Annotated in this window: 27 protein-coding genes and 1 pseudogene; 10 read left to right on the forward strand and 18 right to left on the reverse strand. The window is 45.7% G+C overall.

Features of this window, described 5'->3' with window-relative positions:
• Positions 1–55: 55 nt before the first annotated feature.
• Together N4J56_RS22260 and N4J56_RS22265 are read right to left on the reverse strand one after the other, a co-directional pair.
• Positions 56–1700: pseudogene (locus N4J56_RS22260) on the reverse strand (ISL3 family transposase).
• A gap of 384 nt (positions 1701–2084) precedes the next feature.
• On the reverse strand, positions 2085–2285 hold the full coding sequence (locus N4J56_RS22265) for a chlorophyll a/b-binding protein (RefSeq protein WP_317108427.1): 201 nt from the start codon (positions 2283–2285) through the stop codon (positions 2085–2087).
• Positions 2286–2449: 164 nt separating this feature from the next.
• Between N4J56_RS22265 and N4J56_RS22270 the strand changes: the two genes are divergently transcribed.
• Positions 2450–3319 (forward strand): DUF429 domain-containing protein, encoded by an 870-nt coding sequence (locus N4J56_RS22270; RefSeq protein ID WP_317108428.1) that lies wholly within the window; start codon positions 2450–2452, stop codon positions 3317–3319.
• On the opposite strand, the gene glgP is transcribed toward N4J56_RS22270, so the two are convergent.
• Entirely contained in the window at positions 3221–5911 is a 2691-nt protein-coding gene (gene glgP / locus N4J56_RS22275; RefSeq protein ID WP_317108429.1) for an alpha-glucan family phosphorylase, read from the reverse strand. The two genes, N4J56_RS22270 and glgP, sit on opposite strands and share 99 nt — an antisense overlap.
• Before the next feature lie 26 nt (positions 5912–5937).
• Between glgP and N4J56_RS22280 the strand changes: the two genes are divergently transcribed.
• Entirely contained in the window at positions 5938–6123 is a 186-nt protein-coding gene (locus N4J56_RS22280; RefSeq protein ID WP_317108430.1) for a hypothetical protein, read from the forward strand.
• On the opposite strand, the gene N4J56_RS22285 is transcribed toward N4J56_RS22280, so the two are convergent.
• Complete coding sequence (locus tag N4J56_RS22285; RefSeq protein ID WP_317108431.1) at positions 6120–6590, reverse strand: ABA4-like family protein; 471 nt, start codon at positions 6588–6590, stop codon at positions 6120–6122. The genes N4J56_RS22280 and N4J56_RS22285 overlap by 4 nt on opposite strands.
• On the opposite strand from N4J56_RS22285, the gene N4J56_RS22290 reads away from it, so the two are divergent.
• Positions 6589–6714, forward strand: a complete 126-nt coding sequence (locus N4J56_RS22290) for a hypothetical protein (RefSeq protein WP_317108432.1) — start codon at positions 6589–6591, stop codon at positions 6712–6714. The genes N4J56_RS22285 and N4J56_RS22290 overlap by 2 nt on opposite strands.
• 40 nt (positions 6715–6754) lie before the next feature.
• Here N4J56_RS22290 and N4J56_RS22295 read toward each other — a convergent pair whose 3' ends face one another.
• From N4J56_RS22295 to N4J56_RS22340, 10 genes are all read right to left on the reverse strand, one after another.
• Positions 6755–8113 (reverse strand): serine/threonine-protein kinase, encoded by a 1359-nt coding sequence (locus N4J56_RS22295; RefSeq protein ID WP_317108433.1) that lies wholly within the window; start codon positions 8111–8113, stop codon positions 6755–6757.
• 182 nt (positions 8114–8295) lie between these two features.
• Positions 8296–8460 (reverse strand): hypothetical protein, encoded by a 165-nt coding sequence (locus tag N4J56_RS22300; protein ID WP_317108434.1) that lies wholly within the window; start codon positions 8458–8460, stop codon positions 8296–8298.
• Positions 8435–8824, reverse strand: coding sequence for a hypothetical protein (locus N4J56_RS22305; protein WP_317108435.1), 390 nt, complete (start codon positions 8822–8824; stop codon positions 8435–8437). The genes N4J56_RS22300 and N4J56_RS22305 overlap by 26 nt, the downstream gene beginning before the upstream one ends.
• A gap of 327 nt (positions 8825–9151) precedes the next feature.
• Entirely contained in the window at positions 9152–9538 is a 387-nt protein-coding gene (locus N4J56_RS22310) for a hypothetical protein (protein ID WP_317108436.1), read from the reverse strand.
• 43 nt (positions 9539–9581) lie between these two features.
• Entirely contained in the window at positions 9582–9800 is a 219-nt protein-coding gene (locus N4J56_RS22315) for a hypothetical protein (RefSeq protein ID WP_317108437.1), read from the reverse strand.
• 50 nt (positions 9801–9850) lie between these two features.
• Positions 9851–10237, reverse strand: a complete 387-nt coding sequence (locus tag N4J56_RS22320; protein ID WP_317108438.1) for a hypothetical protein — start codon at positions 10235–10237, stop codon at positions 9851–9853.
• Between the two features lie 85 nt (positions 10238–10322).
• A complete protein-coding gene (locus N4J56_RS22325) occupies positions 10323–10676 on the reverse strand; it encodes a hypothetical protein (RefSeq protein ID WP_317108439.1) in 354 nt (117 codons plus the stop codon).
• 82 nt (positions 10677–10758) lie between these two features.
• Positions 10759–11187: a hypothetical protein gene (locus N4J56_RS22330; RefSeq protein WP_317108440.1), complete on the reverse strand. Its 429-nt coding sequence runs from the start codon at positions 11185–11187 to the stop codon at positions 10759–10761.
• A gap of 129 nt (positions 11188–11316) precedes the next feature.
• Complete coding sequence (locus tag N4J56_RS22335) at positions 11317–11694, reverse strand: hypothetical protein (RefSeq protein ID WP_317108441.1); 378 nt, start codon at positions 11692–11694, stop codon at positions 11317–11319.
• 315 nt (positions 11695–12009) lie between these two features.
• Positions 12010–12360: a hypothetical protein gene (locus N4J56_RS22340; RefSeq protein ID WP_317108442.1), complete on the reverse strand. Its 351-nt coding sequence runs from the start codon at positions 12358–12360 to the stop codon at positions 12010–12012.
• A 217-nt stretch (positions 12361–12577) separates the two neighbouring features.
• Between N4J56_RS22340 and N4J56_RS22345 the strand changes: the two genes are divergently transcribed.
• A complete protein-coding gene (locus N4J56_RS22345) occupies positions 12578–13435 on the forward strand; it encodes a FecR domain-containing protein (protein WP_317108443.1) in 858 nt (285 codons plus the stop codon).
• A 292-nt stretch (positions 13436–13727) separates the two neighbouring features.
• Here the strand turns inward: N4J56_RS22345 and N4J56_RS22350 are convergent, their stop codons facing one another.
• Positions 13728–13997, reverse strand: coding sequence for a Mo-dependent nitrogenase C-terminal domain-containing protein (locus tag N4J56_RS22350; RefSeq protein ID WP_317108444.1), 270 nt, complete (start codon positions 13995–13997; stop codon positions 13728–13730).
• 133 nt (positions 13998–14130) lie between these two features.
• On the opposite strand from N4J56_RS22350, the gene N4J56_RS22355 reads away from it, so the two are divergent.
• Together N4J56_RS22355 and N4J56_RS22360 are read left to right on the forward strand one after the other, a co-directional pair.
• Entirely contained in the window at positions 14131–15345 is a 1215-nt protein-coding gene (locus N4J56_RS22355; RefSeq protein ID WP_317108445.1) for a sigma-70 family RNA polymerase sigma factor, read from the forward strand.
• Entirely contained in the window at positions 15342–16508 is a 1167-nt protein-coding gene (locus N4J56_RS22360) for a DUF1822 family protein (protein ID WP_410500566.1), read from the forward strand. The genes N4J56_RS22355 and N4J56_RS22360 overlap by 4 nt, the downstream gene beginning before the upstream one ends.
• 95 nt (positions 16509–16603) lie before the next feature.
• Here N4J56_RS22360 and N4J56_RS22365 read toward each other — a convergent pair whose 3' ends face one another.
• Positions 16604–17056, reverse strand: a complete 453-nt coding sequence (locus N4J56_RS22365; protein WP_317108447.1) for an EVE domain-containing protein — start codon at positions 17054–17056, stop codon at positions 16604–16606.
• 219 nt (positions 17057–17275) lie between these two features.
• On the opposite strand from N4J56_RS22365, the gene N4J56_RS22370 reads away from it, so the two are divergent.
• On the forward strand, positions 17276–17413 hold the full coding sequence (locus N4J56_RS22370; protein WP_015156971.1) for a hypothetical protein: 138 nt from the start codon (positions 17276–17278) through the stop codon (positions 17411–17413).
• Positions 17414–17544: 131 nt separating this feature from the next.
• On the forward strand, positions 17545–17994 hold the full coding sequence (locus N4J56_RS22375) for a hypothetical protein (protein WP_317108448.1): 450 nt from the start codon (positions 17545–17547) through the stop codon (positions 17992–17994).
• 13 nt (positions 17995–18007) lie between these two features.
• Here the strand turns inward: N4J56_RS22375 and N4J56_RS22380 are convergent, their stop codons facing one another.
• Positions 18008–18835, reverse strand: a complete 828-nt coding sequence (locus N4J56_RS22380) for a hypothetical protein (RefSeq protein WP_317108449.1) — start codon at positions 18833–18835, stop codon at positions 18008–18010.
• Positions 18836–18969: 134 nt separating this feature from the next.
• Entirely contained in the window at positions 18970–19518 is a 549-nt protein-coding gene (locus tag N4J56_RS22385) for a hypothetical protein (RefSeq protein WP_317108450.1), read from the reverse strand.
• 607 nt (positions 19519–20125) lie between these two features.
• On the opposite strand from N4J56_RS22385, the gene N4J56_RS22390 reads away from it, so the two are divergent.
• Positions 20126–20953, forward strand: a complete 828-nt coding sequence (locus tag N4J56_RS22390; protein ID WP_317108451.1) for a hypothetical protein — start codon at positions 20126–20128, stop codon at positions 20951–20953.
• Complete coding sequence (locus N4J56_RS22395) at positions 20878–22533, forward strand: hypothetical protein (RefSeq protein WP_317108452.1); 1656 nt, start codon at positions 20878–20880, stop codon at positions 22531–22533. The genes N4J56_RS22390 and N4J56_RS22395 overlap by 76 nt, the downstream gene beginning before the upstream one ends.
• Positions 22534–22644 lie beyond the last annotated feature (111 nt).

The following is a 22644-nucleotide window of genomic DNA, read 5'->3' on the forward strand; positions in this document are numbered from 1 at the left end:
TGGTAACTTTTGGCGATCCCTGTTGAGAGCAGCTACTGGACAGCCCACGATAGAATCAATCTGCTAACAAAACTCTTCGTCTTAGTAGGTCAAAGCCCGCACGACCATACATCTGTCGCTTGAGCATCTTCAGTCGATTAATTTGTCCTTCCACTTGTCCATTGCTGGTTGTCAATGTCACGCCTGCTTTGACTGCTTCATAGTCCTGTTGCAAACTGCGAGCAAATCTCTGAAACTGAACCAAAGTAGAGTTGGCAGCTTGTTCAACCCAGAGGTCAAGTTGCTCCGGTAGCCGTTGACGCACCAGTTGAGCAAACGCACGGCAGAGAGTAATTGCTGTTTCAATCTCCTGGTGCTGGGCTTTCAATTGGGTAACAAGCGCTTCATCGTCATCCTTAAGTTGCTCCGGTCGTTGGAAAATCAGCCAGGTTGCTCGTCGCGCCGTCAGAGGGGGTTGTCTAATATCCTTAATGGGTGGGGCTGGTCCTCGTCCATCTGCGGCATTCAAGTGTTGACGCTGGGCTTGACGCAAACGATGGGTATAGCGAGCCACCGTCTGAAAGCTCCCTGCATATCCTTGCTGTTGGAGCTGAGCAAACAACCGCTTTGTCTGACGTTGTCCCGCATTCCATTGCTCAACCAGGTAAGGTTTATAAGAGTCGAGCGCACTTTTTCTGGTGTGGCGAGGATGCGGTTGCCATTCAGGGAACTGGGGACTTGCTAGATAGCGAAACACCGTGCGCTCCCCCATCCCAAGATGATGAGCAATATCAGGTATCGTCAAGTCTTTCTGACGTAAGGTATGAACCTGCTCGTAGCGCTCTAGTCGTCGTGCCCGCCGTTGCTCTGCTTGCTGCTGTCGCACAGACGGTTGGGTGGGCAGAGCAATTCCCCCCTGACTTAACTTCCGTTGATGAGCAACCTCAACGGCTTTTAATGCAGAGTAATGGGTTGCAAAAAAGCGTTCCAAAATTTCAGCCAGGTTTTGCAGCAGGTGAAAGCGGTCTGCCACTTGAACCGCATTTGGCGCTCCCTCGCTCATACCCTGCTTGTAAGCGATCTCGCGATCTCGCGATAACACTTGTACACTGGGATGCTGCTTGAGCCAATCGGCAAGGGTATTGGCTTCCCGGTCTTTCAACAGGGCAATCGGTCGATGCCGATCCAAATCCACCAGAATCGTACCGTAGCGTTGTCCTTTGCGAAACGCAAAGTCGTCTACACCTACCACTTGAGGCGCGGCAATCGTGGACGGGCGAAGTCTGGAAATCAACTTTAGCAACGTATTACGGCTAACGTGATGGTTCAACTGATGACTCAAGCGGACACCTGCCGCACCCCCGAGCGCCAGCGCAACAGCACTCAACGCTTGAGCCAGACGGTTCGTTCGACGTGCCCAAGCAACGGTCACTGCGGGTAAGCGTTCGGTGAAAATGCGGCGCTGGCAGATTGAATTGGTACAGAAAAATTTGCGCACGTGCAACTGGAGAGTCATCCCGTACTGTGCCAATGCTAAATCTTGAAGGGTTCGCTGATACCGACTATGAATCCGACGATTCCAACTCCTGCAAACAGGGCATTGCGCGATCGCTTGTGTGGAAGACACCGTCACGCTCAAGTGCTTGTTGGCTGGGTCAAAGTTCCAATTCTCTAAATCGAAGCTGTTTGGAGTCAGGCAATAATTGTTGAAGGAGTTCCACAACCTTTGAATTTTGAAGAGGTTATCTTGATCCTGGCGTAAGATCACCAAAAGTTGCCATGAACCCGAAGTTAGTGTAAATTGGCTGCCGAAGTTGTGATAATACAGCACTTGAGCAAGCAATTAGGGAAAAAACAGGTACTGAAACAAGTTCTAAAACTTGCATTATCATTTGGTCATACATATCCTAAATAAACCAAAAATAGGTTTTTGTTTAGGTAAAGTCTGCAATCGCCTGGTTGCTAAATTACTGCTGAGCCTGCTGGATGCAGACACCAAATCGGACAAATATTTTCCTAGCGAATCAGATTTGTTAATCAAATGCTGATGAATTGTAGAGACGTTGTAAATAACGTCTCTACTTTTGTTAAGCTAACGGATAGAATTAGCCGATTAAATGAAGTACGTTGCGCACGACGCTGTAGCCAGCTAGATCCCAAAGTAAATAAGCCAGGAATCCAATCATTGCTAAACGTCCGTTCCAGAGTTCAGCTTGGGGATTCCATCCGAAAAGGAAGCTATTGCGGTCTACACCGTTGTAAGCTTTAGCAACTTGTGGTAAATCTTTAGCAGGACGAGTTTCCATTGTCAATCTCTCTAAATATTTCTAAACATTTGCAGTGATAGTTTGATAGTAACTACCGCTCGCTAACCGCTTGCCCTACCTATAGGCTGAAACTAAGTGCAATCCAAAAGTAGTATCTTCTCGTCAGAGAGATGTATAGCCAAACACAAAAAAATTTTTGAGTAATGAAATTTCTAGGAATTGACTTGGGCTGGCGTTCTGGTGCAAGCGGGCTGTGCTGTTTAGAATTGACAAACGGACAATTACATCTGTTAGATTTAGACCGCAGAGAATCTATTACCGATATCCTCACTTGGATCGACACTTGGGTACAACCGCAAGAACCTGCAATTATCGCCGTAGACGCACCGACTCTGATCCCCAATGCTACGGGGATGCGCCTACCCGACAAACTCACCCACAAATATTTTGGTAAATATCATGCTGGTTGCTATCCAGCTAATCTCAGCCTACCTTTTGCTCAAAGGACAGTAGATTTTGGTTTGGCTTTGGCAGCTAGGGGATTCAACCACGCGCCAGAAATTACTCCTCAAATGCCAGGACGCTACCAAATTGAGGTGTTTCCGCATCCGGCGATCGTACATTTGTTTCAGCTAGATCGGATTCTCAAATATAAAAAAGGAAAGCTGGCGGAACGTTACTTAGAACTGCTCAAACTCCGCCAGCATATTGTTGATGTTTTGTCAACTCTAGAACCTGCTCTGGTTTTGAGCCAGGAGAGTCATCAATCCTCGGAGATCCCCCCAACCCCCCATAAAAAGGGGGGCAAAATTCCCTTCATCACGAGTCACAAGAGAATACAATCGGTTTTAAACGATCGCCACGCACCACTTACTCTTGCTGCCCTTAAAGCAGTAGAAGACCAACTAGACAGTCTGATCTGTGCTTATGTGGCAGCGCATTGGTGGTACTGGGGTTTAGAGCGGAACTGGGTATTAGGCGATCGCACCAGCGGGTACATTGTTGTCCCTGCTCCCTTGCCCGTCCAAGCTGCTAACCTTGACAGTGCTGGAGTCCTCCGCCCAGAGAATTAGTCGCGTCTCGTAGGGATTGGACAGATATTTGTGTTTTGGCAATACCCGTAATGACAATCCTTGTAAACCAGAAGTGGTGTAGTTAATTTCAACCGTATAGATACTCATCCCCTGTGGATCTGTACCTTGAAACTGCATCGTAATTGGTACGCCGTTGACAATTTCCCCACTAGCATCGACGTTACCTTTATACAGTTCTACCTGCACGCTATCAGGGGACAATGTGGCAAGATCGATCCTGGCTTTGACAGCAATATTTTGATTCACTTGAATTTCTGCTGGTTCGGCAATATCGATCTCGACAACTTTAATGTAGTTCCAGTGTTCGGTTAAATCGGCTTTCCAACGAGCCAATTCTTTCGCTGGGACAAAATTATCGGCAGTTAAGGTAGAGTAGCGATCGCTAGCTGGGAAATAACCCCGTAAGGCGTACTCGCCCACCATCCGCGAAGTATTGAAAAACGGACAGTTAATCCGAATTGCATCCTTCATTTTGGCAATCCAGTGGCGGGGCAGATTGTCAGTATCGCGATCGTAAAATAGTCTGGCAACTTCCTGCTCGATTAAATCGTACAAAGCATTTGCTTCGACTTCATCTTGGAAATTGGGATCGTCATAAATTTCTCCATGTCCAATCGCCCAACCAGTGCGGACGTAATCAGCTTCATCCCACCATCCATCTAAAACACTCAAGTTGAGTAGTCCATTCATCGCCGCTTTCATCCCACTCGTACCGGAAGCCTCGCGGGGACGGCGGGGATTGTTGAGCCAAACGTCGCAGCCAGCTACTAACAACCGTGCAATATTGATATCGTAGTTGGGGACGAAGACGACTTGCTTTTCTAGTCCGTGTTCGCGAATAAAGCGGTTGATCTCGCGGATCAGTTCTTTGCCTGGAATATCTTTAGGGTGTGCTTTACCTGCAAAGACAAATTGTACTTTCCGATCTTTGTTGCTGAGAATTTTCTCGATCCGCTTAAAGTCGCGCATCCATAAAGTTGCCCGCTTGTAGGTAGCAAAGCGCCGTGCAAAGCCGATGGTTAAAGCATAGGGATCTAAAACTTCTTGAGCTTCGGCAATTTCAGCAGGAGAAGCGCCGCGATCGCGCAAATGCTTGACTAAATGCTCCCGCACGTAAACGATCATGTCCAGACGACAGCGTTCGTGGTTGCGCCACAACTCCTCATCGGGAATTGCATCCATCCGTTCCCATAACTGATTCTCCCTGGGGGCTGAAGACCAATTCGGACCCAAATAGCGATCGTATAATTCCTGGGTTGACTTAGCAACGCAACTACGGGCGTGAACCCCATTAGTAATGGCTGTAATTGGCACTTCTTCTTCTGGAACACCGTGCCACAATCCTTGAAACATCTCGCGCGAGACGACACCGTGTAACTGGGCTACCCCGTTGGCAAAAGTCGCCATTTTCAGCGCTAACACTGCCATACTAAAAGGCGCGCTCAGATCCCCAGTATTTTCGCGTCCCAAGCCCAAAAACTCATCGCGTCCCAACCCGAATGCATCGGCATAATGTCCCAGGTAATACAACATTTTGTCCGCGGGGAACAAATCGATCCCTGCGGGAACCGGGGTATGGGTGGTAAATAGGTTACTCGCCGCTACGACTTGCCTGGCTTCAGTAAAACTCAAACCTTCACCCTGCATCAACACGCGGATGCGTTCTAACGCCAAGAATGCCGAGTGTCCTTCGTTCATGTGGTATGCCGTGACGTTATATCCCAACGCCTTCAGCATCCGCACGCCACCAATTCCCAACATAATTTCTTGGTGGATGCGCATATCGAGGTCGCCGCCGTAGAGTTGGTCGGTGATGTTATGGTCGTAAGCACCGTTAGGTTCGATATTGGTATCGAGCATGTACAGCGGAACCATCCCCACCTGCACGCGCCAGACTCTTGCATAGACGGTTCTTCCAGGGTAGTCTACAGCAACGCGAATCTCAGAGCCGTCAGGATTGCGCTCTAAGTGCAGTGGCATATTATAAAAGTCATTGATGGGATAGCGTTCTTGTTGCCAACCATCAGCGTTGAGATATTGGGCAAAATAGCCTTGCTGATAGAGTAAGCCCACACCTACCAGTGGTAAACCCAAGTCACTCGCAGATTTGAGATGATCTCCTGCTAGTACCCCTAAGCCACCAGAGTAGATAGGCAAACAATCTACTAGACCAAATTCTGCCGAAAAATAAGCGTAACACTCTTTGGCATAGCGCGTAGATTCGTGGAGCGCGTGCTGCGTGGCAAGGCTACCGTCTCCCGTCTTCTGTCCCCGTTGCTTATCGTACCAGGTGCGTTCTTGCAAGTAGTCATCTAGCTGACGGGCTGCTCTATCCATTTGCGCCAAGAAGCCTTCATCTTCCTCCACTTCTTGCAACCGCGCTTGACTGATGTTACCCAACATTAACACGGGGTTATGGTGGCTCGATTCCCACAAATCGGGGTCTAAGCGCCGAAATAAATCTTTGCTTTCAACGTTCCAATCCCAATGCAAGTTGTAAGCCAGCCGCCGGAGAGGTTCGAGGCGTGGCGATAGGCGAGGAGAGACATTAAACGTGCGAATTGGTTGCATATAGCAGGGTGTAATTCTTTCTTGCTATGGCTATTGTTGAACTTGTTCTGCCTGGAGTTGGCAACTACGAATACCGTTTTAGTATAAGAGCGATCGCTCTACCACCAACTTGTAGCATTGTCAGTTATCAGTTGTCAGCAATCGGAAGGAGACAGGAGACAGAATTTGCTTCTTACCTCTTGCCAATTACCCATTACCCATTACCAATTTAGCTAGAGGTGGTAGCAGTTTCTACCTTAGCTTCTTCGGTACGAATAAAAAACTTTTGGCTGATGGTGCTAGTGAGGATGTGGGAGAGTAAGCCTAAAGGACCTGCAAATAAACACAAAGCTAAAGAGTGAATTGTCCAGACTCCGGTGCGCTGTCCTTCCCAGTAGATCCAGCGTCCGACAAATAAATCCATGACGAGATAATGAGTCCATCCCGTCGCCATGACTTTCGGATTGGCAAAGATTTGAGCCAGATCTGCTAGTTTTAATTGGGGATTGGATAAAGCTTGGGCGTTTTCGGCAGTGAGACTATTGACGAAGAAAAAGCCATATAACGCTGCCAGGGCGACAAATGGTAAGTAAGATTCCATTATCTTTCGGGTTACGCCCCAATTTGGCAGCAGAATTATCAATACCCAAAAGGGTAAAACGAAGATATTTGCACCATTAAATAGTTGTTCGATTGTCATGGCTGTACTGCAAAGTAGGGGTGAAACAATAGCACTACTACAGCACTACTACAGGGGGCGATCGCTATCTGTCAAGATACTATCGATCGCGCGATCGCTACACCAGTACCAGAAAAGTTCGTAGGGTGGGTTAAATAACCCACCCTACGAGGATGTATTTAAATCTAGTACAAACGACGACGAAACGCGATCGCCTGTTGTGGATTGGGAATTTTTTCGGCTAAAGCTTCTACCAGCATATGAGCCGATATACTAGGATTTTGAGTTAAAGCATCTTGAATTAAAAAACTCGCAATTGGTCCCACAAAATTAGTTAGTTCTTGATGGCAAAGTTTCACGAATTCAGGATGCAGCGAGGAACGTTGCTCGATTGGAGGTGGAGTGACTTGTGGTGGTTGTGATGGAATACCTGTAATCTGCGGATAAAAAGAAGCCTGTTGTTGGCTGGGAAATACAGGTTTTTGTGGCGATTGCGGTACAAATCCTGTCCCAGGTGGATTAATAACAGTAGGCTGCGATCGCGCTCCACCCATTGCGGAAAGTACCTCCATTGCCGATTGATAGCGCTCTCGCGGTCTGTCAGCAAGCATTTTATTCAGAATTTGAGTCAAGCCGTGACTGACGGGTTTATAATCTTGCCAGAGCCACTCTAAAGAATAGCGATCGAGCAATTCATGGGGTGCTTTACCTGTTAATAAAACAATTGCAGTCACGCCCAAAGCATAGAGGTCGCTACTAGGAGAACAGTGACCCATCCGAATCTGTTCGTGGGGAGCATAGCCAACTTTACCCACCATAGATTTATAGTTAATATAGGCTTGCTCGGAGTTAGTAGCAGCCATATTACCAGATGCTTCTACTCCCTGCTTACCTACACCGAAATCAATTAATACGGGTAAATTCTTCTCCCCATCAAAGATGATATTATCAGGAGAAATATCGCGGTGAATAATTCCGTGTTGATGAATATAATCTAATACAGGTAATAAATGCTGAAGCCATTGCACTATTTCTGCTTCAGAAAAGGCTTGTCCGGTTTTTAGTAAACGGTCTCGCAAAATATGCGAATAATTCTTGCCGTCAACATATTCCTGAACTAAAAATAGCCGTCCGTTATCTTCAAAACACGCTAAAAACTTAGGAATTTGATAATGAGAAATTTGATATAATATTCTTGCTTCTCGCTCAAACAAATCGCGAGATTTTTGCAAACAATGCGTCGCAATTGAATCTGGTAAAAATTCTTTTAAAACACAAAACTTATTAAAGCAATGTTGGTCGTAGGCTAGGTATGTCCGTCCAAATCCTCCTTGTCCCAAAACTCGATGTAGCAAATAACGATTAGCGATTAACATTCCCGTTGCCGTATTTGCGGTTGGAGTTTTGACTTCAGGCAAGGCAATTTCTTCAATCGGCACTTCCGAGTAGAGCTTGAGTGGCACTAACTCAGTTTGACCGTTGGTTGTGACTTTGGTATAAACGATTTTTAAAAAATTGGCGTTATTATTGTTACCGTCAGCCATAGCGATCCTTTCCTCGGACAAAGTGGAGGGAGAGGTGTGTATAAAGTTATCATCCTATTTACTCTTATTATTAATTAGGAGCGAAGTAGAATGGTTATGCAAGACCAAATCTAAAATAGGGTAAGCGATACCTACCCTATAACTTAATTATTCACAAACAAATAAGAGATTTTTGAAAAAGCTTAACGAACGGTAATAATGAGCGTTTGTCTTAATTTACCGTTGCCACTGACTTGCTGTGATATTTGTGTCCCAGGTCCAGAAAGTTTAATCGCCACGTTAGAGGAGACTGGTCGATACTCGCCCACAATTTCAACTTTATTATCTCCTTTTGTTAAATAAGGCACTAAATTGAAGCTTGTTTGACTTGCTTGTAGTTTTTTTCACTTCTACCCCATCTACCATGACTTTTCCGGTTAGACGAGTATTTCCGGCGATCGCAACTGATAAAATGTGAGGCGATCGCAGTGCGGTTGCATTCAAGCTGATTCCGGTTGTTTGTTGCTGCTGCGACGACTGAGTCGATGATTGAGTCGATGATTGGCTAGATGATTGACTATAAGTACTAGCAACAGTATGAGAATACGAATAGCTGCTTGAATAATTCATAGGTTTAATTGTTTGACTATTTGATGGTAAAGATAAATTATTTTGATAATAATTTAATGGTGAACTCAGTCCTAAAACAGCAATTATGAATCCAATTAACATTTTTAAGTGAGTAGTGAAAAATGGGGTGTAGGGTGTGGGGTGTGGGGTGTGGTAAATTTTGAATTTTGAATTTGTAGTTGCTCTCTGCTCCCTGCTCCCTGCTCCCTAATAACTGAAAACCCCTTTGTATAAATTAAGTGTACAAAAGGGTGAGGGGATTTGTGGAATTAACTTCAAGAAAATTGAAATATCTTATAAATAAGAACCAGAAATCAACTATTCAGATATTAAAATGATTTGCGTTCTAACAATCTTGTTTGATGCATAGAATTTAAGTACTAGGTGGGCAACGCCCACCCTACTGATAACTGACAACTGATAACGGCTCTAACGGCGTTCCAAAGCTCCTTCGGGAGTAGGTACATTCACGCGAACATCGACAGGAGTATAAATATTTGGAGTATCTATCCCCATTTCGCGCAATTTGTTATCGCCTTCACGACCACCTAGTTTATGTTCGCTACGGCGATTTTGTCTGACGCGATCGCCTTGACCGACTTGAGTAGACGTATGAGTGCTATTGTTGTTGTAGCAATTTTCGTCAAACTCGGCGCTAGCTTCGTTATTTTGCTCGGCTGGCTCTCTAGATATGCCAACTTGCACGTTCACGTCAGTTGCAGTACATACAGCTTGGGCGGGTTTAATTGTTGTCGTACCTAAAGCCAATACAGTAGAAAGGGAAAATAAACCAAGGGACAAAAATTTAAATCTCATAAATCTCACTTTTTCTCCTAGTGTGGAATGTTGATTTGTAGTGTTATTCGCACGTTGTTGATGAAGAACTATAGGTGCGAGAAACGCCACCAGAAGAAACAGTGGTTTGCGATCGCTGGTGGCTGTAATTACTTTTGTTACAATCGGTTCGAGTTCTGAGAACTTGAGAATTATCAGTTGCACGAGGTTGCTCGATCGCGCAAGCAGCCATAGACAAAGTGGTAACGCCGAGTAAGCCGAGTAACCAAAATTTGAACCGCACTTTTAGCTCCTATTTACCGAAGAAAGGCAGACATTTAAGGAATTGCTCGGCTATCTGCAAGTGGTCGTGGAAGAAGTTTGAGTGCGGCTGACTCCACTACCAGAAGAAGTTGTCGTGGAAGAACTTTGGTGACTGTAAGTACTCCCGCCTCTACAACTGGTTTGCGTCCGCCGGACTTGGGGGCTGGTACTCCACGGGCTGCGTCTGGTACGAGTATTGTAGATCCGCCGCCAGCGGTTGCTACTTCTCACGGCTGGGCGATTGCGTTGGATCGTGACTTGAGAGTTGCCGTTAGTAACGCGGATGTCGTCACCTCGAACGACCGTTGACCCCCCGTTGCTCGACCGAATTTCTACGTTGCCTGCTTTTGCCATTTCCATTGGTAACACTAGGAAAATAGAGGCAACCAAGACTGAAATCGATTTTTTGTTCATCATGAGCAGATACCTGCACTATTAGCTAATTGTTAATGGTTAATGGTTGATGGCGATTAACCATTAACCATTAACAATGAACGATTGTTTAACGACGATGAAATACATCGCGATCGCGGCGAATCCGAGCATCTTGAGTGTTTTGGTTGACAGAAGTGTTACCGTTACCAAATTGATCGGTCAATTGATCGGAAGTTTGATTGATAACATCTCTCGAACGCTCTGCACCACCACGCCGTCCAAATCTTCTTTCAGATTTATCAATTTCAGCGTTTTGAGTGCTTTGGTTAACAGAAGTGTTGTTATTTCCTTCTTGTATTGTGGTTTGGACTGAATCTTGGTTAATCTCGTCTGCTTTGGCAGGCAGAGCCAGCAATCCAAAGCCAGCAGCAGCAATAATTCCAACTAGACCGGCTTTAACAGTAGATTTGATGGTTGTCATAGTTTTTCCTTTTTTTGCACTTAGTTAGTTGTTGGTTGTTGGAGTGTAGAGACGTTACACTTAACTTCTCTACACCAAATTCTTATCTTCGTCGAATGAATTGGTCGATCTTGTGCTGGATGCGGTTATCGGTTCCGTTCGTCACAGCATCGCTTTGAGCGTTTTGTCTGGTGGTACTGTTCGTGCTGTCACCACGTCGATCTTGGTCGCTGTATTGGTCGATTTGTTGATCTATGCGGTTGTTTTCACCGCTTGCAGAGCCACTGACACGGGAATTTTGAGTTGATGTATGATTTCCCGAACCGTCACTGTGAATGATATTCGTTTGCCGAGTGGTTTGGTTGACGCTGCCACCATCGCTCGCTGTTGCACTGTTAGAAGAACTGCTACGACTGGTGACATCGGCACGCGCGGGAAGGGAATTCAATCCAATTCCGGTAGCAGCAACAAGACCGAGCAAACAAGTTGAGAGAATTCTCTTCACTTCTGGATGTGAAGTGGTATGTAGCATGTGCGTGACTTCCTTCGACTAAGATCGGTTTCTGAGATTAGTTCTGTAGTTGAGGGTCGTCAAATCCGATCGCATTACAGGTGTGTGTGAGGAGCATTACCCAACCTATTGCAGGGTGGGAATTAGAATTTAGCGATCGCGAACCTCGAAGCGGTCGCGGCGAATCCGAGCATCCTGAGTGTTTTGGTTGACAGAAGTATTGCCATCACCATATTGGTCGGTCAGTTGGTCGTTGCCTTGGTTGATGGAGTTGCGATCGGGACGACCTTCTCTACGATCTGGACGACCAAATCTTGTTTCAGTTTCCTCAATTTCGCCCGTTTGGGTATTTTGGTTGACAGAAGTATTTCTGTAGCCTTCCTGTCCGGTAGTTTGCGTGTTACCTTGGTTAATCTCGTCAGCTTTGACGGGCAGAGCAATTAGACCAAAGCCAGCAGCAGCTATTAATCCAACTAAACCTGTTTTGAGTCCGGTGTTAAGATTGGTTCTGAGATTTTTGTTTGTCATTTTTATTACTTCACTTGCACTTGGTTGTTGTCGTCAGAAGGACGATAGCCTTCATGTCGGAGGTTTTTAGAGATTTGTTCCACAGACGAGCAAGTGTTTTTGGTTACTTGCTGCATCACTATTACAGTTAATCAGAAAAGTTGTGCCTCATTTCGGAAAGAAAGCAAAATTTTTTTGAAACCAGAGAGAAAAAAAGCGGCGATCGCAAGATATACAAGCATTCGATCCGATCGCGCCAGAGCATTGAAAACTTGCTGTAGCTAACAGCGCTCCGAAATGAGTCATCTAAAACTCGAATTAAAATCCCCAAAGGTACTAGCGGGGGTAAACCATAATGTTGCGATCGACCGCAGGATTTTTCTTATCGTTCCGATGAGTCGATTGGTTGATTCCTCGATTCAGCTTGTCTTGGCGAGAAGACTCGGAGGAATCGTGCAAATAGTCATAGTCGTCGGAGCGATCGAGTTTAGTTTTTATCCCCTTTTTATCGATTTCGGCGGTTTGAGAGGATTGTTGTACCGAAGTGTTGCTATTACCATCTTGTCCGGTAATTTGCGTGTTAATTTGAATAATCTTATCGGCTTGGGCAGGCATACAAAGCCATCCAAAACTAGCAGCTAAAATTAAACCGCTGCAACCAGTTTTGAGGATGCGATCGATTTTCATAGTATTTCCTTCCTTTGCACTTAGCTGTCAGTCAGTTGTCAGTGAAGAAAGGGTGTGGGGTGTGGGGTGTAGAGTTTGTGTTATTTTCTTTGCGACTCTCCCTCAGCTCTCTTCTGCTCCCTGCTCCCTGCTCCCTGCTCCCTGCTCCCTGCCAATCTGTCAGTACAAGACTTTGACTGAGTTGTATAAGTTCCTAATAGTTAAGGAGATAATTTTGATGAAATGGTGGCAACGTTCGTTCGCGCCAGGATTTATCGCTGGTAATCTGGTAGCCATGTTCGGTAGTCTGGCGATCGCGCAGTCAGATTTGTTGACTCAAGCAGAAATCTATAAATTAGTCAATCGAGTCCAATTATGGCTGAAAAACCAACCGCCGCGATCGGCGCAAGTTGCAGACATGGTTCAGCCTCTAGATGCAGTCAAAACCGATCCCCTCGCTAGAGCAGATTTAGTTTTTAATGAAGGTTCGCTGGTGCGGTTAGGAGGAAATGCTATTTTTCGCTTTGTACCTGGTAGTCGTAGTTTTCAGTTGCGTAACGGTACTGGCTTGTTTATTTTTCCACCTGGAGATAAGAGCGGTACTGTTGTGACACCAGAAGCTGTAGTCACAGCGCCGGGAACAGCTGTATGGGTGCAGCATAACTCAGATAAACACACGACATCGATTGGAGTTTTGACCGAAAACCCCCAAGTTCCCGTGACTGTCGCAACTTCTGGGGGTGAAGGCGTAGTGGTTTTAGATGCGGGACAGCGCACGGCTGTGAAACAAGGAGAATTGACAGCTGTAAAAGATATGAGCTTGAGGCGATTTTACAAAGCCTGCAATCTAGCGGCTGACTTAGGCACGGCGGAGGAAACACTGAGCGATAGCCTCCCGCCACAAGCACAAAATACAATTCTGACAGTCCGAAATCAGGCGATCGCCGCTTTAGAAGATCAATTCCGTGACGAAACAGCACCCCCACCTGGTTTCGAGCAGATCGTACCGTGTACCGTCAAAGAAGAACCGAAAGGTATTTCAACAGATCCTCAGAATGTTTTTCAGGGTTTTCCATCTGTGCCAAGTAGGAGATGATGGGTTAGATCGCTTTTACATCCCTTTCATCGCCGGAGCCCAACTAGCAGAGGAAGCGTAAATCTGTCCGCGATCGCGTTGTATACAAGGTATCTAATTTATCAGACTTCAGTACGGGTTAATAGCTCGTCCTGCGCCAACACCGAATGCATCCACAATAGTCCTGGGACAGTGCTAGCAATTATCTTTCGCATCCATAACCCAATCTGTGCCATTACTTAATTCATTATTCGTTATTTGTAAGAAGTGGTGCGTGGTGAGTGAAATACTCCCGACTCCCGACTCCCGCCGTTTAACAATAAACCGTAACATCTTCACCGCACTCGTCTGCTAGGAAGCACAGGCACTTGAAGCGGAGGTAAACGATCTGTTCGTAGAAAGGATTTAACTTACATAGAGGTGGAATGTGAACCAGCGTGCGCCCAAAGCAGGTTATTGTCCGTTCAAAAGGACACCGTGCGGGAATTAACTGACAAAACAGATGAGCGAATTTGGGATTGTGAATTTCTAGGCTTTCTAACCAGTGGCAGATATTACTTTTGAGTACGATTGGTGCGAACATAGGGATCTCTCCTTTTGTAATACTGAAATTAGGTTGAACTGGTGGGTTTTATTTATATAGGTGGTTAAGTACCTTCATTTATTTGATAGGTTTACTTCTGCTGTGTTATGCAACTAACGTGAGCGATTGATTCATGCGTCCCCGTCAAGGCATTATCGAAATCTTTTCGACCTTTCTGCAATTTGACGCAGACCGCTTCCGTGCTTGGGTCAGCGACCCGCACTTGCGGCGGAGTATGCAAGCTAGGCTGGCACAATCTCCGCAAATGGAGGCGGCGGAAAACTATTGGGTTCTTTATTGGTATAAGTTGTGGCAAACTCAGCCTGAGAGTTTAGCTAAGGCACACCTTACCGCTTACTTGCAGGAAGTGTGCTACTGGACGGCACATAAAACTAGCGCTAGCTTTACTTCGTCCCAATACACCTTGTCCGATTGCTTTCAAATGGCGATCGCCCGTTTTGATAAGGTCTTAAAAGGCTTTAACCCCCAATTGGGTTACGGGTTTAAAAACTATGCCAGTGCAATTTTTAGCAGCGTCCTGAAAGATTTGCTGCGCCAACAGCAGGAAGTCGATATTTCGACAAATTGGTCGCTGTTGCGTCGTTTGAGTCAAAAAAGACTGGTAGAGTCTTTACAAAATACTGGACTGGGTGTAGAGGTAATTAACCGTTATGTCCTTGCCTGGAACTGCTTCAAAACACTTTACGTCCCGATTCACCCCACGGGAACCCGCCAGCTGCCCAAACCGGAATCTGAGACTTGGGAGGCGATCGCTAAACTTTACAATCAAGAACGCATTACCCAACTCCACCCTTCAGGGGCAGAATCTAACGCTCAGACGCTAGAAAAATGGCTGGTTGCCTGTGCTAAAGCCGCACGGTCTTACCTTTATCCCTCACTCGTATCGATCGATGCTCCCAAACCAGGGCAAGAATCAGGAGCATTTCTCGACGATCTGGGTAGCTTCGAGCAAGATAATTATCTTAACGAGATGATCGCTGTTGAAGAACAGAAAACACAGCAATCGCGACAAACTAAGATGCAGGCAGTTTTAGCAGAAGCGATCGCCAAATTGGACTCGCAAGCGCAGACAATTATGCAAATGTACTACGGACAAGGACTCACCCAACAGGAAATTGCCAAGGCGATCGATACCAAACAATATACAGTTTCTCGCCGCCTCACCAGAGCTAGAGAAAGTTTGTTACTGGCTTTGGCAAAATGGAGTCAAGAGACATTGCATATTACTCTGACATCAGAGGTACTCAATAATATCAACACAGTTTTAGAGGAATGGTTGCAGGTACATTACCGCCGTCCCTCCTCGCTCATGGAGTCTACCTCATGACCTTCGATCCTAACTCGCTAACCTTAACCGATCCGACACAAGTGTGGCTGGAAGTGTCGGATTTAGTGCGATCGCAGGCATGGCAGCGCAGCCAAGCTTGTTCTCATCCCAGCAGTCGTTGGAACGCCTATCTCAATCAAGTTTGCCTCCAGACTATATTACCCTGGTTGCGGGAAGAACACGCTGGAAAAGCTTTGGCTGTACCGAGTTTCACCGCTTTGCCTAGCATCTGGGAATTTGTGAATGGAACGGGCGTAGCTTGGGACAGGATGCGGATAGTCTTAGTCCCTACTGAGACAATTGACTTAAGCGAACTGCGCGTGCCTCAGGAATGGGTAGACATTCCCGACTGGGTTGCCGATTATTACTTTGGCGTACAAGTAGATCCCGATTGTGCATCTATTAGAATTTGGGGTTATGCTACCCACGAACAACTCAAACAAAACGGTAGCTACGATTCCCAAGACCGCAGCTATTGCCTAGATGAAGCCCATGTAATTCAGAACATGAGCGTGTTGTGGGTAGGCAGACAACTCGGTATTACTGAAACGACACGCCGGACAGTTGCAACTTTACCCGCCATTCCCTTAGCACAGGCAGAAAATTTAATTCCCCGCCTGGGTAACTCAGAAGTTGTGAGTCCGCGCTTGGCAGTACCGTTTCAATTGTGGGGCGCGTTGATCTCGCATGGCGGTTGGCGACAAAAACTTTACCATCACCGTTTGGGACATCCCGAACAGTGGTCGGTTTTAGAATGGCTGCAAACCGGAGTATCCGACGCAGCAAGACAGATGGGATGGGGACAAAGCACCTGGCAACCAGCGATCGTGGCGGCTGCAAGAGGGACGACACAATTTTTTCCAGAAGTTTTGCTGACTCGCCACATGATTATTGCCCAGCAGCAGTATGAATTAAGAGTGATGCCTCGGACTGGGGGAGTCTGGCGATTTGAGTTACGCCACGCTATGGGCGATTCCATTCCCGCCGGATTTACACTACGCTTGCTGACCGAAGACTTACAAGCATTTGAAGGCAACGAAGATACAGCTAGTAAACCTGTAGAATGTCTATTTGTCGAAGTCTCCCTTGCCCCAGGCGAAGGCATAGTTTGGGAAATTGAACCCACACCAATCAATTACGATCGCGAGATTTTGCGGTTTTGAGCAGGGAGTGGGGAGCAGTGACCAGTGACCAGTGACCTCTTTTCACGCACCACGCACCACTCACCACTCACCACCCAATGACCAATGACCAACACTCACTGAGCCAATGCTAGTATTGTCTGGGCGATCGCATCGGTAACGGGCATTACTGACAAGCGATTGCCTTGTCTGACTACGCCTAGTTCTTCTGGACTAAATTTTTGTTTCAACGTAGGTAGGGAAATAAATCGAGGAAAAACCTTGACAAATTCCACTTTAACTGTATACCAGCGCGGCGAATGAGAATCCGATTTTGGGTCGTAGTAAGGGCTACTAGAGTCAAACTGCGTCGGATCGATAACTTCAGGTATGACAACTCGCATCAAACCCACAATTCCCGGGGGCGTAGTATTAGAGTGGTAGAAAAAAGCTAAATCTCCTACTTGCATTTGACGCAAATAGTTGCGGGCTTGATAGTTACGTACCCCATCCCAAATCGTGGTGCGATCGCGATCGAGGTCTGAAATGCTGTAAGTCTCTGGTTCTGACTTCATTAACCAATAATTCATAAGTCGTTAGTGATTAGTGACTGGTGGCTAGTGACTAGAAAGGAGTCCAGCCACTAGCCACTAGCTACTGATAACACTCAAGGAGCGTCAATTTCACGAGTAGTAGAACTGTCTCCTAGCCACTAGCCACTAATAACCGCTCGTTTCCAAAATTCATGAATTTACGTAAAATAATATGAAGTATTGATAAAAATAGTAGCATCGGAGACTAACTAGCTCATGGCTGAAGCATCAGATCGGCAACGGCAGATTATGGAACATTTGTCTCGCAGTACGGGAGATTTTATTAAACCGTCACTCAATTCAGAAGACCGCAAGAAGCGAATTATGGAGCATATTCGTTTAACCAAAGGTTGAGGCGATCGCAAGTGCAAGGTTATTTCGGCTCGATATCCTTGACACTCATAACTTGAAAATGCCATATTCCCGGTTGACACTCTCGCGATCGCTGGAGTGAAGTCAATGTATATTCACATTTTCCGAGCCGAATGCTACACCGACTAACATTATTTATCACTGGATCGATCTTGGTAGGCTTGAGTAATTATGCCGCGATCGCTCAAGAAACACCTCAAGTAGCATTTAGCAATGTTAACCCTGGCACTGTCGAGCCAATGTTGGGGAATATGAAAATATTGCAGTCAACTGCACCAGCAACCCTGAGCATTAACGTACCATCAGAGCTAGCGGCTCAGGTTAGTATTTTATCTCCGAGCTTGGTAGAAGGAGCGTCAGACGATCCAGAGGGTACGACGCAGGTAGGTTATTTGAACTTTGGGGGAAATAGCCTGAGTAGCGACGGTCAAAACAATACTGCTAACTTACCCACAGGTAACACGGATTTAGAAGTGCGGATGCGGGTAGAGCGTCCTGTTGCCTTTACGCCGGGGAATTATAACTATCGCCTGACTCTCAGCGTCACTGTCACGCCACCTTAGTGACTCACCTGAGTTACTGCGGTACGGTTAAGCTAACGCTAAAGGGAGCGTGATTTTTCTTGCCCTCACCCCATTTCATCTCGCCAGAGAGTTGATACTCTCCTGGTGCTAACTTAATTTGCTGTGGAGTTTGAGGAGAAATTAATAGATAGCGTTCTCCTTGAGCGATCGCGGTAGTATCGTTAATATTACCTGTAGAAATTTCTTGCTTACCTTGTTTCAACGTCCAATTTCCTGCAACGACGGCAGAAGCTTTGCCTGTATTTTGCACGAGTAATTGCACTTGATTCGATCTTGGGTTAAATTTGGCGCTACTAGCAACGAGATTTGGTGTTACATCTCCTTTACGGACGTAGACTGTGACACCGATGCGCGGCACAACAGAAGTGATGAACGTGACTTTATTTGCCTGGTTAGCTTGCGTAACTTTAGTCGCTTGAAGATTTTCTGTAAAAATCATGGTGCGATATTCACCATCCGGTAAGCTAGGTGGAAAACGTACAACGAAACGAATTTTTCGCTTACCAGAGCTAGGAACGACTAACTCTGTAGGAGAGAATTGCAGATAGGGACTCAGATCGTTAGGGCTAGATTTCAAAGCCTGAAACCCTTGTTCTTTGTCGTAAGTAAAGGGAGCAGTGTAAACGCGGGCGCGAAAAGCTTCTGGTGCTTGATTGTAAACAGTCATCGTCCCTTGTGCTTGACCCCGTTTGGCTTCTGTTTCCACAACCATAGGAGTAATAGCAATATCTGCACGGGCAACACTGCCCCAAAATAAAAAGCTAGTTAGCAAACAACTACCTAGATGCAACGAACAGCGATTGATGGCAGCAACATTCATCAATGGTTTTACCAAAATAACTATTACCGTTGTTAGTTACGCACGCGCAACTTTATTTAGCAACAAAACTTGGTTTTTTCAAACCAAGTTCGTTGCTTCTCAATTGCTTTTAAATAAGCAAATCAGTCATAGCATTAGTTGGGGGTTGCAGTCAAAGTAACTGTATATTCATAAGTTCCGCTAGGAACGTCAGAAGTAAAGCTTCTCGTACCAGCAACCATACCAACTTGGAGTGGAACATCAACACCCATAGGAATTGCTATGGGAGTCGTAGGCTTGTTCCACGCACCACTATCAAAAGTACTACCACCCGAATAAGCGGTAGTATAGTTTATCCCATCGTAAACAAGAGATTGTAACTTCTGTGGATTAAAACTAGCAGGTACGCTAACTGCTACTGGAACAGAAGTACTCAGTTGAGCGGGAGAATTACAGTTAATCATTGTTTGTCCGGCAGGGAGATTAGGTGCCATGCCAGGAATACCTCCACTAGCTTCAACCCAGCCATATTTGGGCATAACCTGACCGAGAGTACCGCCAACAGTTCCAGAAAATACACAGCTTCCTGCAACAGTGCCGTTAAATGGAACATCTTGAGTTGTTGGTGCTGCACTTGCCACGGGCATCAAAGATGCAGTACTTAAAACAGCAAGACTACCAGCTAAAGCTAAACACCAATTCATAGGCTACTCCTTTTGTCAGTTCTTTTTGAATTTTTCAACTAGGACACAGCGAAGTACTGTTTAGAAATAAACTTGCATTGGTGTATGCATTCTAAGTACAGATAGCTTTTCCTAATAAAAACTACTTGACAGCTCTAAAAATCACTTTAGTTAAATTAATCAACAAGAGATTTTTTAACTCATGTCATTCAATTTCAGGTTCAACTATTGCTGTGACCGATTACTAAAATAAGCAAGTATCTCTCAAAACTCTCTGAGAGAAATTACGTAAATTTAGCCGCAAAAAGGCTATGTTTAGCGTTTTTCTTAATGATTTATTCATTTTACTTTTTGGTCGCTATTCGTGCCTTAGCTAAACAATATCGTGGATTCTACGGATGTGACGTTAGTAATTGTCGAGCTATATTAATCCGCTGTTCGCTCAAAATAACTTTATTTGCATTACCAAAATCGGCTGGTAATGTATTGCTGCTTGTGGGTGCAAATATCTGTATAGGAGCTTTTATAGAATCGAAATTTTACAAAATTTGTTACTTGTTAGCCGATCGCTTGTTTAGTTTATAAGTTAATTCAATTTAACTAACCTGGACGGATTAATTTTCAATATATGAAAACAAAATATCTGCTGACTTTATCGCTTCTCGCATCTGTGCTAGGGAATTTTGAGACAGCAATCGCTCAAGTAACATCAAATGAAAATACTACAAAAATTTTGCCAGATTTCTTAAAATCCGAACTCATGCATTCTGCTGCACCAGCAAGTGCTAAAACTTCAGATAACTCATTAACGCCTAAGACTGAGTTTAGCGTCTTTCCTGTAGGCATAAATATAGGCGATCGCAATGTTAAATCTGGTGCTTTAGTCCGAGGACGAGAAGACGGTAAACAAGTGCTTAACTTTGCCAATTGGCAATTATCTTACGACGATGTAATTCAAGTCTTAAAATTTAACGTTACCACTTTAGTAGACGGTCAAATAGAAGTCCGTTCCGCAGGAATTGTGACTCGCCTCAACCCTAAAAAACTGCGTACCGATCCTGAACTAGGCTTAGTATTTTCTATTCAAGATTTACAAACCTTATTTGGAGTAAAAGCGAAATTCGATCTGAATGAATATGCAATTGTTTTAGAAGTGCCTTGGCTGGCTCATCCTGCAACAAATACATTTGAAGAAACCGAAACTCCTGTTGTCTTAAATGGCTTACAACGCCTCTATCCAGGCAGATTAAATATTGCTGGTAGGAACAAAGGGTCAACGCTACGGGAACGGGAGACACCACACCCACTTATACGGGAGACACGCTTGCTGTTGGTAGTGCTTTTGGTGGTTCTTGGTTCGTCCGTACCACCCAATCCCAATTGCAAGATTTCTCAACTTGGAGACTTGCCGAAGCCCAGTTTCTGCGCCAAACTGATTTTACCGACTATTTTGTAGGCTCTCAGCCGACATTTTGGCAAAGTCAAGAAACGAGAAACTATTGGGGCTTAACTTTAGTTCAAAGACAAGGCTTTTCTCCGCCTCAGAGTTTATCTGCTGGTAGTTCCGATCCGCGTCAACGCTTGCAAGCAGCTGTCGTGGGACGCACGATCGCCGGTAAAGCCGAACCAGGAACCTTAGTGAGATTAGTCCGAGGATTTGGCAGTCGGGCAATCGCAGAAGTTTTAGTCGATTCCTCTGGAATCTATCGCTTTGAAAATATTAAATACGACCGGGCTTATGACGGCAACTATCGTATCTTTCTCTATCCCCAAGGAAGGCTAACTGCACCACCAGAAATTCGGGAAGCGAGTTTTTCTACCGTACCAGGACAAATTCCCGCAGGTGCTTCGGCGTTCGTCGTGTCTGGCGGTTGGCAAAGCGATACGGACACGCAAATCCCTTCCATGCGGGAGTTTCGCGGCGGAGTCGCTGGACGTTGGGGTTTATCGCCAACGCTAACTGTAGGCTTAGGGGGGGTCTACGACGACTCTTTACAAGCCTTAGCAGAGGTCTTCTGGCGACCCGATAACTTGCCTTTACAGGTAGCAGTCTCGGCACTGGCGGGTTCTGAGTTGGAGGCGATCGCGGATATTCAATTTACGCCCTCGCCTAATTTTAGTGCGTTGCTATCCAGCGACAGATACTCTAGTCGCTTAAATCTCAATTGGCAATTATCGCGCAGCTTCAGCTTATATGCCTCAGCTAACAGTCGTGATGCCACATCTGGAGGAGTGCAATTTAGCTTTAGCAGGAAAAATTTCTTCACCTTTGTCCGTGCTGGCTTGGATACCAAAAATCGCCTGCGTTGGTATTTACTCCAAGGTTTGGGCAGATTGGAGCTGAACTTGCAAGGTAACGAAGTGGGTACGAATTCGGCACTGACGTACAACTTATCTCAAGACAATGGCAACACCGGACACTCGTTTCTATTAAATTATGAAACGCGCAGTCAATATCGAAGCGATCGCTTAGTGACTCTTGGCTGGCAATATCGTTCTCCACAACGGACAAGTGATGGAAACTATTTATGGGAAGCCCAACTAGGCTACGGTATGAATTCTGGAGGCAGCGGTCTATTTGCTTCATTAGGAACCACCGTGCTACCAGGCGTGATGTTGCGCGGACGCTACCAAGGAGTATCTCTGACTTCTGAGGAGTCGAGTTTCAGCATCGAGTTAGTTTCTAGCTTAGGCTTGCAGGCGGGTATTAGCCCAGGCGACAGGCATACTAGCGAGTTCCGTACCCAAGGCGGTTTATTAATTCAACCGTTTTTTGACCGCAACAACAACCATAAACGCGATCCAAGTGAAGAGATTTACACCGAGAACTGCGATCTGTTACTCGTGCTGAATAATCAACCACTGACCGCTTGGCGACCGAAAATTCAACACAATCGCATCCTCCTGCGCCTACCACCCAATACCTACCGTTTAGATTTCGATCCGGCGGGATTCCCTCCCGATTGGCAAGCACAACTAGACGCTTTGGCTGTGGTTGTCAGTGCTGGCAGTTACACCCCAATACGGTTCATTTAAGGCTACGCTGTGCTGAGGATAAAGAAAATAGGAGGATTGGTTCGAGAGGGGGTGGCTCGATGTCTTGGCTTTTTTGAGCGAAACTTGGATACAGGTTTTTTTACAACTCTG

This window comes from Chroococcidiopsis sp. SAG 2025 (assembly GCF_032860985.1).
Lineage (GTDB): Bacteria > Cyanobacteriota > Cyanobacteriia > Cyanobacteriales > Chroococcidiopsidaceae > Chroococcidiopsis.